Below are 10,362 nucleotides of genomic sequence, written 5' to 3' on the forward strand. Positions count from 1 at the left end.
CTATGATTCACACCACCAAAGAGGATGAAATGCCTACTGTGACTGCAAGCCCCAAAGCCAAAACCGCCGCGAAAACCACGCCCGGCGCCATGATCGACCAAATGTGGGCACTGCGCGAAAAGAAGCGCGTGCTCGAAGCGTCGATCAAAGATCTCGACGGCCAGATGGCTGATCTCGAGTCGAAGCTGATGGAGAACATGGAGGCTAACGGCGTCGACAAGATGACCGGCAAGGCCGCCGGTGTCTCGATCAGCACCTCGGTCGTCGCCAACGTCGAGGACTGGGACGCGCTCTTGGCCTGGATCTACAAGACCAAGAACGGCCACCTCCTGCAACGCCGTGTGTCCGACCCCGCCTGGCGCGAGATGGTCGAGATCAAGGGCGTCGTTCCCGGCACCCAGCCCTTCACCAAGAAGCGCCTGAACCTGCGCGCTCTGACCTAACCCACCACCCTGAAAGACCGCTATGGCCACCGCCAAGAAAACCACCGCCTCCAAGCCCGGCACTGCAGTTGCCGTCAAGAGTTCTGCCAGCTCCGCTATCGTCTCCATCCAGGAGCAGCTGAAGGCTCAAGTCGCCGCCCAGGCGAACAAGATCGCCCCACCCTCGGGCATCAACATTCGCATCACCCAGGACAAGAAGTTCCAGCTGCCCGACGGCTCTACTGTCGAAGGCCCTCTGGATCTGGTCGTTGTCGATTTCGTTTCTCGTAATTCGTTCTACGAAGGTGCGTACGATCCGAACAACATCGTGCCGCCCACCTGCTTTGCGATCCACCCCGAACCCAAGCAAATGGTGCCCAGCGACAACAGCCCGGTGAAGCAGGCCGACGACTGCGCCAGCTGCCCCATGAACCAGTTCAACTCGGCTGGCAAGGGCAAGGCCTGCAAGAACAGCCGCGTGCTGGCCGTGCTGCCCCCTGACGCCACCGAAGACACCCCGCTGTGGCTCCTGACGGTGTCGCCGACGGCGCTCAAGAACTTCGACAGCTTCGTCGGCTCTGTGGCCCGCACGTTCCAGATGCCGCCCATTGCTGTCATCGCCTCGGTCGACTTCAACCCCGGCGTGACCTACGCGTCCCTGAACTTCAGCGACCCCCGCCCCAATGAAAACCTGGCCGTGCACTTCGCGCGCCAGGCTGAGGCCAAGGAGCTGCTGACTGTCGAGCCCGATGTGTCCAGCTACGGCCAGGAGCCCGCCAAGCCTGCACGCCCCGCTGCCCGCAAGCCCACCGTGGCTGCTCGCAAGCCTGCTGTGGCCGCTCGCCGCTAAGGAGCAACTGTGGCAGTTCGCAAGTGGTATCTGGACCGCGCTCTGGCTTCGTACCCGAGCTTGAAGGCTGTCATCGGCGAGCTGACGCTGGAAGAGGTAATTGCCGCTCTCGACCTTGAGAGCGGCACTTTGCGCCGGAGGTCGCTGATCGACCGGCTGATTTCCCGAGCCGTCCGGCTCAACGAGGTTTCATTCAATCGCCAACTCAAGGAGAAATACCACCATGGCAAAAGCACCCAAGACCCTGTCCAAGGCTGAAATCAAGGACGCCAAGATCAACCTGAAGGCCGCTCTGAAGGTCGTGAACGACGAGCACAGCAAGTTCGTGTCCGACCATAAGGCCGCCGAGAAGACCCTGGCAGTCGCCAAGAAAGAAGCTGAGAAGGCTGTGGCCGTAGCCCAGAAGGCAGTCGACGCTGCCGCCAAGAAGCTGGAAAAGGCTACCGCCGCTGCAGACAAGGGTCGCGCCAAGATCAACGCGCAGCTGGCCGCCCTCGAGCCTGCCGCCGAACCCGCAACCGCCTGATTCGGTACCTCGCAGTGCCCTTCCCTGCGCCGAAAGGCGCGGGGTTTTTTACACCCTAACACTGGTACCCACGCAGACATGAAGCACATCATGATCGACCTTGAGACACTCGGGACCCGCGCGGACTCCGTGATTCTCAGCCTCGGCGCCGTGAAGTTCGACCTGACTTCCGGCAAGATCGACGACAAGGGTTTCTACGCTTCGATCTCCATCGACAGCAACCTGGACCTCGGCCGCCGAATTCAAGAAGACACACTCCTGTGGTGGCTCAAGCAAGACATTGCTGCCCAGTCTGTGTTCCACGAAGACAAGACAACTCTCGCCCAAGCCCTGGAAGACTTCAGTGACTGGGTCGGGAGCGATGACTACGAAGTCTGGAGCAACGGCGCCGACTTCGACATCCCCATGCTGGCCCACGCCTACGCGCAGATCCAGATGGAAGCTCCCTGGAAGTTCTGGGCGAGCAACTGCTTCCGCACGTACAAGAAATTGCCTGGCGCCAAGGCCATCGCTGGCACCGTGCCGTTCTCTGGTGTGAAGCACAACGCACTGGCTGATGCATTCCACCAGGCCCAGGTCGCCCAGGCCATCCACGCCGGCGTCTTCGGCAAGATCGCCGCGGACAAGAACCCCTTCAAACCTGTCAAACCGAAAGCAAACCAATGAACGCCATCGACAAGACTCTCGACGAACGCGGCCGACGTTACGGTGCGTTCACCGGCCACGCCGATGTGACCCAGAACCTCAAGCGCGTTATGGGCCAGCATCCTGGCTGGCACGATCTGAAGAACGACCAGCGCGAAGCTCTGGAGATGGTGGCCCACAAGATCGGTCGCATTCTCAACGGCGACCCGAACTACATCGACAGCTGGCACGACATCATCGGCTACGTGCGCCTGGTCGAGCAGCGCCTGGAGAAAGAGCAGGCCCCGGCCCAGGAAGAAAACGCGACAGACCCTCAGTCGCTCGGCGCGGCCATCGGCGCGCCCCTCAAGAGCCGCGCATTCGACGCAAATCAGGCGGCCACGTTCGGCCCTCTGCCGACCGGCGGCCTCAAGCAGCGCATCGATCGTGCCATCGCCGACCTGAGTCGCCAGAAGCGCGAAGCGGACAGCAAGTCCATCGAGACCTGCGATTGCCCTGGCTGCACGCTGGAGCGTGACATCAAGGCCATGTTCGGCAACGTCGAGGTCGAGGTCATCTTCGTCGGCGAAGAGACCGGCCTCACCGGCTAACCAATAGGGCCATGCCGGCGGGCCTTTCTTCGCCGGCAAATCGTTTATCTTTTGGAGTTCTTATGAATGCACCTATCGAGTCCATCGCAGCCAAGCTGTCCGAGTACGACTTCGTCGTCGTGATCGACAAATCCGGCTCCATGGCAGAACCCGTCAAGGCTGGCTCGAACCGCAGCCGCTGGGAAGCTGTGCAGGAAAGCGCCATGACCTTTGCCCGCGACGTGGGCAAGCTCGACGCCGACGGTATTGACGCGGTCATGTTCAGCGGCAATGGTGTGCAGTCGTACACCGGCGTGACCGCTGACAAGGTGAAGGAAATCTTCACCCAGCACAGCCCGCGCAGCTCGACGCCTCTGGCCGAAGCGCTGACCGAAGCGCTGAAGCTGGCCGGCAAGTCCGACAAAAAGGACTTCATCGTGGTGTTCACCGACGGTGTGCCTGACGACGAAGCCGCCGCCGCTCGCGTGATCGTGGAAGCTGCGAACAAGCAGGAAACTGACGACGCGCTGACCATCCTGTTCATCCAGGTGGGCGACGACGCTTCGGCATCTGCGTACCTGCGCAAGCTGGACGATGGCCTGACTGGTGCGAAGTTCGACATCGTCGACGCCAAGACCGTGGCCGAAGCTGACGCTTTCGCCACCACGGCTGAACTGGTGCTGGCTGCGATCAACGACTAAGCCATGATCATTGACCTCATCCTGCTGAGCGTCATTGGGGCCGCCTTCTACGGCGGCTTCAAAGTCGGCAACCAATTCAAGACGCTGACAGAGGCCTGGGTCGCCCTCAAGAAGAAGGTGGCCGGCTGATGTCAAAGGGACCCGAGAACACATTCATCGGTAGTGTGCACAAACACCTGCCGACGAAGCTCTACCACATGAAGAACCACAACCAGTACAACGGCGGCATCGCCGATGTCTGGTACAGCGGAGTGCGCGACCTTTGGGTTGAGTACAAATTCATCGTGGTGCCGAAGCGCCCTGACACTGTCATCGACCTACTCACTGGGAAAGCCCCAGCGATCTCGTACCTGCAGCAAGAATGGCTGCGCTCACGGCATGGGGAGGGTCGTTCTGTCGGTGTGGTCGTCGGGTCCAAGGACGGCGGGGTCTGGTTTCCAGGATTGGCCTGGGACCAGCCCCTCACCGCCGCTGATTTTCTCAAAAAGCTGCAGTCCCGCAAGGAACTGGCAGATGTGATCCTGAAAGAAACGCATGGATGAGAACTTCGTCGAGCAGGCCGAAAGGCTCGCCGAATCTGAGATCCGGGCAGGCATTGAGCGCGCCCGGGTGAAGGAGAGCCCGCCGCCAGGCTTTGATGGCGTTTGCGCATGTGGGGAGGCCATACCACCCGCCAGGGTCGGGCTTGGGTACCATCGCTGCATTCACTGCCAGAACCTAAAAGAAAACAGGGGAGGCAGGACCCGCTAAGGAGAAACCATGACACCCGAAGGCCACAACGAGCTTTTACCCATCCTAGAGACGATCCTCCGAGGAGCAACAGAGCCGCTCGATTGCAACCAGCTGTATGACATGCAACCAGTTAGATCTGTGGCCCCGTCCGCCAACAGAGTGTCCGATTACCTCGGCATTCTCTTTCGGAAAGGAAAGGTCAGCCGGGTACAAAACGAGCGCAACGACGCCGTGGCCGGCAGAGCTCGATGGGCGTACGTCTGGAAGAACAAAGAGCTGCCAGACTGGAAAAAGCCCAAGGAAGTCATCGACTACAAGCCCAAGGCGATCCTGGACCGACCGAGTATTTACATCACAGAGGACGGCGACAACATCAACATTGAGCTGCCACACCTCTCCATCGTCATCAAGAAAAAGAACTGACGGACAGCCCACTCATGTGGGCTTTCTTTGCCCCTCGAATCGTTTATCTATGTTCGATCTTTTGACGCCCATCGAAGCAGAGCACGCCGCCGGCCAGGGCTGGGAGCTGCGCCCGGTCTATGACCTGGGCAAAGCCCGGTGGGCGTTGGAAGTTCTGCCGCTCGACCACCCCGCTTCCAGCGCCGTGTCTGCACAGATGTCGGTCTACGCCCTAGCCCAGCACGGCGACGCCGTAGCCATCAAGGCCCTGCAGCTCGTCGTGCGCTCCCATCAACCCCCTGCCAAGAAAGCCCGCAAGAAATGAGCATCAAGCCCCAGCTCGCCGAGGACGCGATCCTCGACCAGGTCAAGTTCCCCTGCATCGTGCAGCCCAAGATCGACGGCGTGCGCGCCCTGAACCTCAACGGCACGCTCACCGGTAGAAGCCTGAAACAGTTTGACGGGTTCGGCGTCACGCAGATGTGGAGCCTGCCGCAGTTCCAGTACTTGGATGGTGAAATGACGCTGGGCGACAAGCCCAACTGCGGCGACCGTCTGTGCAGCCTCACGACTGGTGCCATGGGCCGCTTCAAGGACGTGAGCGAACCACCGGACCTGCATTGGTGGGTGTTCGACTACCTGGCCCCAAGCGCGCTGAACATGCCGTACTCATGGCGCTATGAGCGCCTGTGCAACATTGTTCGCCAGCTCGACTGTCCGCGTGTCCACCTTGTGCCCATGTTCATGGCGACGAATGCCGCCGAGCTGCAGGGCTACATCGCGGGCAACTTCGACCAGGGTTACGAGGGCACCATCATCCGCAACCCCGAAGCACCCTACAAGCCAGGCCGCGCTACCCAGAAGGGCCAAGAGCTCTGGCGCGTCAAGCCGTGGGCCGACGCCGAGATGCTCGTCACCGGCGTGAGCGAAGGCGAGATCAACACCAACGAGGCCAAGAAGAACGCCCTCGGCCGCACTGAGCGCTCGTCGGCCAAAGCGGGCATGGTGGCCAACGGTCAGATCGGCTCCATCCAGGGCGTGCTGCTGGCTGACTTCCATGACCCCTTCACCGGCAAGCTGCTGTTCCCCAAGGGTCTCGAGATCACCGTGGGCAGCGGCGAGATGACCGTGAACGAAGCCGAGTATTACTTCAAGAACCAGAAGGAAATCGTCGGCCACGTCGTGAAGTTCAAGCACATGACGCACGGTGTCAAAGACAAGCCGCGCTTCCCCACCTACATGTCGCACCGCCTGCCGCAAGACATGTCATGAAGCACTGTCGGCTGGCCTTCAAACAGCTCAAGGAAGAACTCCCTGAGCTGCAGATCACGCGGCTGCGCCAGAAGAAACACCTCGTGTACGAGCTCAGGCTCGGCGACGTTGTGCGCCACCTGGCAGTCAGCGTATCCCCGAAAAACTACGACCACGCAACGATCCGTGTGGTGAGAGAAGCCAAACAGCTGTTGGGCATCACGAAATGAGCGAGACCCCTTATATCGCCGGAGACGCTGTCTACCGGTACCCGGAGGCGGGCGATGAGCCCGCCATGCCCGGGGCAAAAGTCCTGATCCTCACCCAAGGTGGCGTGTGCGTCATCGGTACGTGGGGCGAAGACGCAGTGGCCTGGGCGCCTTTGCCCAAGCGCAACCCAACCAAAGAGGAACAAATCCGTGCTCTCAAAAAATCAACTCATTGAGCAGCTTGCTCTGCAGAACAAGATGAACGCCACCGTCAACCCGGACTGGCTCCGTGCTGGCTACCCCTGGCACCGCGCCATCATGGTCGAAGCCGTCGAGGCCCTGGACCATTACGGCTGGAAGTGGTGGAAGAAGTCCGAGCCCGATGTCGTTCAAGTCCAGATCGAGCTGGTGGACATCTGGCACTTCGTGCTCAGCGCCACGCTGGTGGGCACCAATGGCGACAACGAGTGGGCGGCAACAAGCCTGACCAGCCGCTTCGAGTGCGCGCTCAGCCACGGGCACGCAGATACGCGGCACTTGTTCGACATGCTCGCGTCAGCCGCCGGTGAAGGTCGCTTTGATGAGGGCGCGTTCGAGACCCTCATGCGCCGCCTCGACTTCAGCTGGGACCAGCTGCACGCGATGTACATCGCCAAGAACGTGCTGAACATCTTCCGCCAGGGCCATGGCTACAAGCAGGGCACCTACGTGAAGGAATGGCACGGCAAAGAAGACAACGTCGTGCTGGCCGACTTGATCGCCGCCCGCCCTGACGCCACGGTCGAGCAGCTCGCCGAGAAGCTCGAGTCCATCTACGCATCCGTCACTGCAGGAGCCGCAGCATGAACCTTTACCTCGTCACCGCAAAGATGGACGTCGACGGCGATGACCGTGAACGCGAAGTCTCTGAATTCGTCGGCTCACAAGCCGAGGCTGCGTCCGTGCGCGCACGCCACGTCAAGGAAGGCACGCCGCGCAAGGACATCACAACCACGTCTGTGAATGTCCCGACTGACAAGGAGGGCCTGCTGCGCTTCCTGAACCTCATGGCCACCAGCCCGACCGTGGCTGCTGCAACTGAGAAGTTGATCGGCTGATGACTACTCCGCGCTCGCTCAGCCTCGTCGAGGCCGCCGCTCTGCTGCGTGTTCACAAGAACACGCTGGCAGCGCGTGCGCGAGCGCGGATCATCCCCGGCGCAAAGATTGGTAAAGAGTGGGCTTTTTTGGAGGCCGACCTGGTGGCCTACATGCGGGCCCAGTACCAGGAGCCCCTATGCCCCTCTACAAGCAAGCTGGAACCGACGTTTGGTCGGTCAACATCTCCGTCCCGGGTCACCCACGGGTACGTCGATCAACTGGAACGACTGATCGCATCGAAGCGCAGCGCATCCACGACGAGATCAAGGCAAGCCTCTGGTCCGCACCCAAGCTGAGCGGCAAGACCTGGGGCGACGCTGTCGTTCACTGGTGCAAGCTCGCAGACAGATCTGAGTCCGATCTGCTGAGCCTGGCCAAGTTCGGCCGCAACTACAAGGACCGCGCGCTGCAGGACGTGACGCGCGAGAGCATCGTGGCGGCACTGTCGTTCTGCAAGACGCCAGCCACCTTCAACCGGTACCGCAACATCATCGCGGCCATCCTCAATGCCGCCAAGGCCGAGGGTTGGGTGCGCGATGTGCCCAAGCTGCCCGTGCGCGAAGTGAAGTCCAAGCCCCGCAAGTGGATCACCCGCGAGCAGTGGGACCGGCTGTACGTCCAGCTGCCGCCGCACCAGCGGATGATGGCCACCTTCGCAGTCGAGACCGGCCTGCGCCAAGCCAACGTCCTGGGCCTGACCTGGGACCGCGTGAGTATCGAGCGCCGCATGGTGTGGGTCGAAGGCGAGGACATGAAAGCCGACAAAGCCATCGGCATCCCGCTCAACGACCGGGCCGTCGAAGTGCTCGAGGCTGTGAAAGGCAAAGACGAGGTCTGGGTCTTCACGTTCCGAGGCAAGCCCATCGGCGAGATCAAAACGGCCTTCCAGGCTGCCTGCGTACGCGCTGGTGTCGGCGAGATCGTCGACGGCAAGTACCGGGGGTTCACCTGGCATGGCTTCAGGCACACCTGGGCCACCTGGCACATGCAGGCCGGCACGCCGCTGGACGTCGTGCAGAAGCTGGGCGCCTGGAACGACGAACGCATGGTCAAGAACTACGCGCACCACTCGCCAGGCTACCTGGCGCAATTTGCTAACAACGTGAGGAAGAAGACATGAAGCAGAAACCCTGCACGCTGAACCCAAAACACAAGTGGGAGTTCGTGAAGAACGTCAACCAGACGGTCATCAACGGGCGTTCTGCGCGCCTCTCTCTGCGTGGCTTCTACCGCTGCGCGTGCGGTGCGACAAAGCTGGGACCGTACGACCCCAACGGCCCGGATCTGAGGACTTTGTCATGACCAACAAGATCGACCTGCCCACCGACGGTGCCTGCCCGTGCGGGTGCAAAGACCTGATGCTTGCCAGAGACCAGACCGAGTACACGCCGGTGTCGAAAGACGGCGAATGGGAACTCGGCGCCTCCAACGTCGAGCAGATGGACCGCGATGACCTCGTAGGCAACGTGCGCCTGTTCTGCACCGCATGCGGCCAATATTTCAACGTACCGAAGGAGCTGGAATGAAAACCACCGACCAACTCTACGAAGAGCTGCGTGCCGTCATTGACGATGGCAACGAGTCCATGACCCACGAGGATGCGCTCGCACATGTGCGCTCTCTGCAGCAAGAGTGCGGGCGCGTCCGGCCCTACACCGTCCTGGTGCTGCGCCCGGACTATGCGGCCACCAACTATGGTCAGGACACGTTCCTGTCGCACGTCAACGCGACGAGCCCGCTCCAAGCCCAGCAGATCGCCCGACGCGAAGCCGCCGAAGCAGACCGCAGTGAGCAGCCCAGTGAGGACTACTACATCCTCCTGACGCTCGAAGGTCTTCACTACGACATGCGGGTGGAAGGATGACTGAACCGCGCGTCAACCTCGACGACGAGATCGTTATCAAGACAACCCTGCGCAAGCTGCTGCGCATACAGAAAGAGCGCCCTGGCGACGTAACGATCCAGTCCTTTGACTACATGGAGCGGGTCGGCATCCGGTGGCAGGTCGCCGTGCAAATGTCTGCGCGGGACTTCAAGCTGTCGCAGGCAACGTTCAACTTGACGGAGTGAGCCATGACCAAAGAAACCCACGAACTGGTGGCTGAGCATGCCGGTGAGCTGATTGAAGCACTCGACAACACGGCCGCGTCACTTGAGACCGTGATGGTGTGCTTCGGGAACCAGATGACCAAGGCCGACCAAGACGGGCGCTGGGCCGTGCTCAACGAGGCCCAGCGCCTGGTGAAGTTGCTGCGGGGTGAAACGGAAGAGCCCGCATCACCCCGAATCATCACCGCCTGTCGTTGCGGCAGTCCGCGGGTGTACCGCGACGCCGCTATCAACGTGAATACCGAAGAGCTCGGCACATACGACTTGATGTCCTGCAGCGACTGCGGGTATGACGGGCGGCATTACCGTGAAGTCGAGGTCAGCAAAGACTTCGATGTCGAGACCGATTCAGTGGAGCCAGCATGACCACCATCAAAACAAGCGAACTGACCGGCGCCGCGCTCGACTGGGCGGTGGCCCGTGCAGAGGGCAAACGCCCGAGCATGTTCATATTCCAGCGAACCGGCGCATTGGCTGACGAGCATCACTACTCCACCAACTGGGCACAAGGCGGCCCGATCATCGAGCGGGAAGGCATCGCCACATCCAAGCCCAATGCTAAAGGCTGGTTAGCGCGCAGCTACCTTTTCACACACTACACATCCGGCCCCACCGCGCTCATCGCCGCGATGCGCTGCCGTGTCGCCTCCAAGCTGGGCGACGAGGTCGAAGTGCCCGAGGAGCTGCTGTCATGAAAAATGCGAACCTGCTTCCGCTGACTCCTGAGCAGATAGCCTCGCTGCCGGTGTTCACCTACGGCACCCTGGAGCACGACGACCACCTGCGCCGCATCCGTGACCGCCACAC

23 protein-coding genes and 1 pseudogene are annotated in these 10,362 nt (G+C 61.2%); all 24 read left to right on the plus strand.

All coding sequences use genetic code 11. The annotated features are described in order from the left end of the window. Window positions 1-443, plus strand: a 443-nt coding sequence (locus DBR23_RS23370) for a hypothetical protein (protein ID WP_233250699.1), incomplete at its 5' end; no start/stop codon positions are given. A 22-nt stretch (window positions 444-465) separates the two neighbouring features. Beyond that, window positions 466-1,272, plus strand: a complete 807-nt coding sequence (locus DBR23_RS23375; RefSeq protein WP_108499746.1) for a hypothetical protein — start codon at window positions 466-468, stop codon at window positions 1,270-1,272. 9 nt (window positions 1,273-1,281) lie between these two features. Further along, window positions 1,282-1,530, plus strand: a complete 249-nt coding sequence (locus tag DBR23_RS23380) for a hypothetical protein (protein WP_108499747.1) — start codon at window positions 1,282-1,284, stop codon at window positions 1,528-1,530. Then, window positions 1,496-1,798 (plus strand): hypothetical protein, encoded by a 303-nt coding sequence (locus DBR23_RS23385; RefSeq protein ID WP_108499748.1) that lies wholly within the window; start codon window positions 1,496-1,498, stop codon window positions 1,796-1,798. Before DBR23_RS23380 ends, DBR23_RS23385 begins: the two co-directional genes overlap by 35 nt. Before the next feature lie 78 nt (window positions 1,799-1,876). Next, window positions 1,877-2,464, plus strand: a complete 588-nt coding sequence (locus DBR23_RS23390; RefSeq protein WP_108499749.1) for a 3'-5' exonuclease — start codon at window positions 1,877-1,879, stop codon at window positions 2,462-2,464. Beyond that, window positions 2,461-3,033, plus strand: coding sequence for a hypothetical protein (locus DBR23_RS30055; RefSeq protein WP_199227787.1), 573 nt, complete (start codon window positions 2,461-2,463; stop codon window positions 3,031-3,033). Before DBR23_RS23390 ends, DBR23_RS30055 begins: the two co-directional genes overlap by 4 nt. Before the next feature lie 62 nt (window positions 3,034-3,095). Next, window positions 3,096-3,713 (plus strand): VWA domain-containing protein, encoded by a 618-nt coding sequence (locus DBR23_RS23400; protein WP_158276487.1) that lies wholly within the window; start codon window positions 3,096-3,098, stop codon window positions 3,711-3,713. A 3-nt stretch (window positions 3,714-3,716) separates the two neighbouring features. Then, window positions 3,717-3,842 (plus strand): hypothetical protein, encoded by a 126-nt coding sequence (locus DBR23_RS32165; RefSeq protein ID WP_255581857.1) that lies wholly within the window; start codon window positions 3,717-3,719, stop codon window positions 3,840-3,842. A 68-nt stretch (window positions 3,843-3,910) separates the two neighbouring features. Continuing rightward, window positions 3,911-4,255, plus strand: coding sequence for a hypothetical protein (locus DBR23_RS23405; RefSeq protein WP_146191427.1), 345 nt, complete (start codon window positions 3,911-3,913; stop codon window positions 4,253-4,255). A 217-nt stretch (window positions 4,256-4,472) separates the two neighbouring features. Further along, window positions 4,473-4,868, plus strand: a complete 396-nt coding sequence (locus DBR23_RS23415) for a hypothetical protein (RefSeq protein ID WP_108499753.1) — start codon at window positions 4,473-4,475, stop codon at window positions 4,866-4,868. A 49-nt stretch (window positions 4,869-4,917) separates the two neighbouring features. Then, on the plus strand, window positions 4,918-5,172 hold the full coding sequence (locus tag DBR23_RS23420) for a hypothetical protein (protein WP_108499754.1): 255 nt from the start codon (window positions 4,918-4,920) through the stop codon (window positions 5,170-5,172). Next, complete coding sequence (locus tag DBR23_RS23425) at window positions 5,169-6,119, plus strand: hypothetical protein (RefSeq protein ID WP_108499755.1); 951 nt, start codon at window positions 5,169-5,171, stop codon at window positions 6,117-6,119. The genes DBR23_RS23420 and DBR23_RS23425 overlap by 4 nt, the downstream gene beginning before the upstream one ends. Next, the gene (locus DBR23_RS23430) at window positions 6,116-6,328 is read left to right on the plus strand and encodes a hypothetical protein (RefSeq protein WP_108499756.1); all 213 of its coding nucleotides are present in this window, start codon (window positions 6,116-6,118) and stop codon (window positions 6,326-6,328) included. The genes DBR23_RS23425 and DBR23_RS23430 overlap by 4 nt, the downstream gene beginning before the upstream one ends. Next, entirely contained in the window at window positions 6,325-6,543 is a 219-nt protein-coding gene (locus tag DBR23_RS23435; RefSeq protein WP_108499757.1) for a hypothetical protein, read from the plus strand. Before DBR23_RS23430 ends, DBR23_RS23435 begins: the two co-directional genes overlap by 4 nt. Further along, window positions 6,518-7,153 (plus strand): dUTP diphosphatase, encoded by a 636-nt coding sequence (locus tag DBR23_RS23440; protein ID WP_233250700.1) that lies wholly within the window; start codon window positions 6,518-6,520, stop codon window positions 7,151-7,153. Before DBR23_RS23435 ends, DBR23_RS23440 begins: the two co-directional genes overlap by 26 nt. Next, on the plus strand, window positions 7,150-7,404 hold the full coding sequence (locus DBR23_RS23445) for a hypothetical protein (RefSeq protein WP_108499759.1): 255 nt from the start codon (window positions 7,150-7,152) through the stop codon (window positions 7,402-7,404). Before DBR23_RS23440 ends, DBR23_RS23445 begins: the two co-directional genes overlap by 4 nt. Then, a pseudogene (locus tag DBR23_RS32350) lies at window positions 7,404-7,556 on the plus strand (helix-turn-helix domain-containing protein); the annotation flags it as partial. The gene DBR23_RS23445 and the pseudogene DBR23_RS32350, both read left to right, overlap by 1 nt. 26 nt (window positions 7,557-7,582) lie before the next feature. Continuing rightward, window positions 7,583-8,566, plus strand: a complete 984-nt coding sequence (locus tag DBR23_RS23455) for a site-specific integrase (protein WP_108499760.1) — start codon at window positions 7,583-7,585, stop codon at window positions 8,564-8,566. Further along, window positions 8,563-8,748 carry a hypothetical protein gene (locus DBR23_RS23460; RefSeq protein WP_108499761.1) on the plus strand — a complete coding sequence of 62 codons (186 nt, stop codon included), beginning with the start codon at window positions 8,563-8,565 and terminating at the stop codon, window positions 8,746-8,748. The genes DBR23_RS23455 and DBR23_RS23460 overlap by 4 nt, the downstream gene beginning before the upstream one ends. Further along, window positions 8,745-8,972 (plus strand): hypothetical protein, encoded by a 228-nt coding sequence (locus tag DBR23_RS23465; protein WP_108499762.1) that lies wholly within the window; start codon window positions 8,745-8,747, stop codon window positions 8,970-8,972. Before DBR23_RS23460 ends, DBR23_RS23465 begins: the two co-directional genes overlap by 4 nt. Next, the gene (locus DBR23_RS23470; protein ID WP_108499763.1) at window positions 8,969-9,310 is read left to right on the plus strand and encodes a hypothetical protein; all 342 of its coding nucleotides are present in this window, start codon (window positions 8,969-8,971) and stop codon (window positions 9,308-9,310) included. Before DBR23_RS23465 ends, DBR23_RS23470 begins: the two co-directional genes overlap by 4 nt. After that, the gene (locus tag DBR23_RS23475) at window positions 9,307-9,516 is read left to right on the plus strand and encodes a hypothetical protein (protein ID WP_108499764.1); all 210 of its coding nucleotides are present in this window, start codon (window positions 9,307-9,309) and stop codon (window positions 9,514-9,516) included. The genes DBR23_RS23470 and DBR23_RS23475 overlap by 4 nt, the downstream gene beginning before the upstream one ends. Window positions 9,517-9,519: 3 nt before the next feature. After that, window positions 9,520-9,921, plus strand: coding sequence for a hypothetical protein (locus DBR23_RS23480; RefSeq protein WP_108499765.1), 402 nt, complete (start codon window positions 9,520-9,522; stop codon window positions 9,919-9,921). Beyond that, window positions 9,918-10,250 carry a phage protein NinX family protein gene (locus tag DBR23_RS23485; RefSeq protein ID WP_108499766.1) on the plus strand — a complete coding sequence of 111 codons (333 nt, stop codon included), beginning with the start codon at window positions 9,918-9,920 and terminating at the stop codon, window positions 10,248-10,250. Before DBR23_RS23480 ends, DBR23_RS23485 begins: the two co-directional genes overlap by 4 nt. The last annotated feature ends 112 nt before the right edge of the window (window positions 10,251-10,362 follow it).

It is taken from the genome of Acidovorax sp. HMWF018 (assembly GCF_003061035.1).
In the GTDB taxonomy this organism is placed as follows: domain Bacteria; phylum Pseudomonadota; class Gammaproteobacteria; order Burkholderiales; family Burkholderiaceae_C; genus Acidovorax; species Acidovorax delafieldii.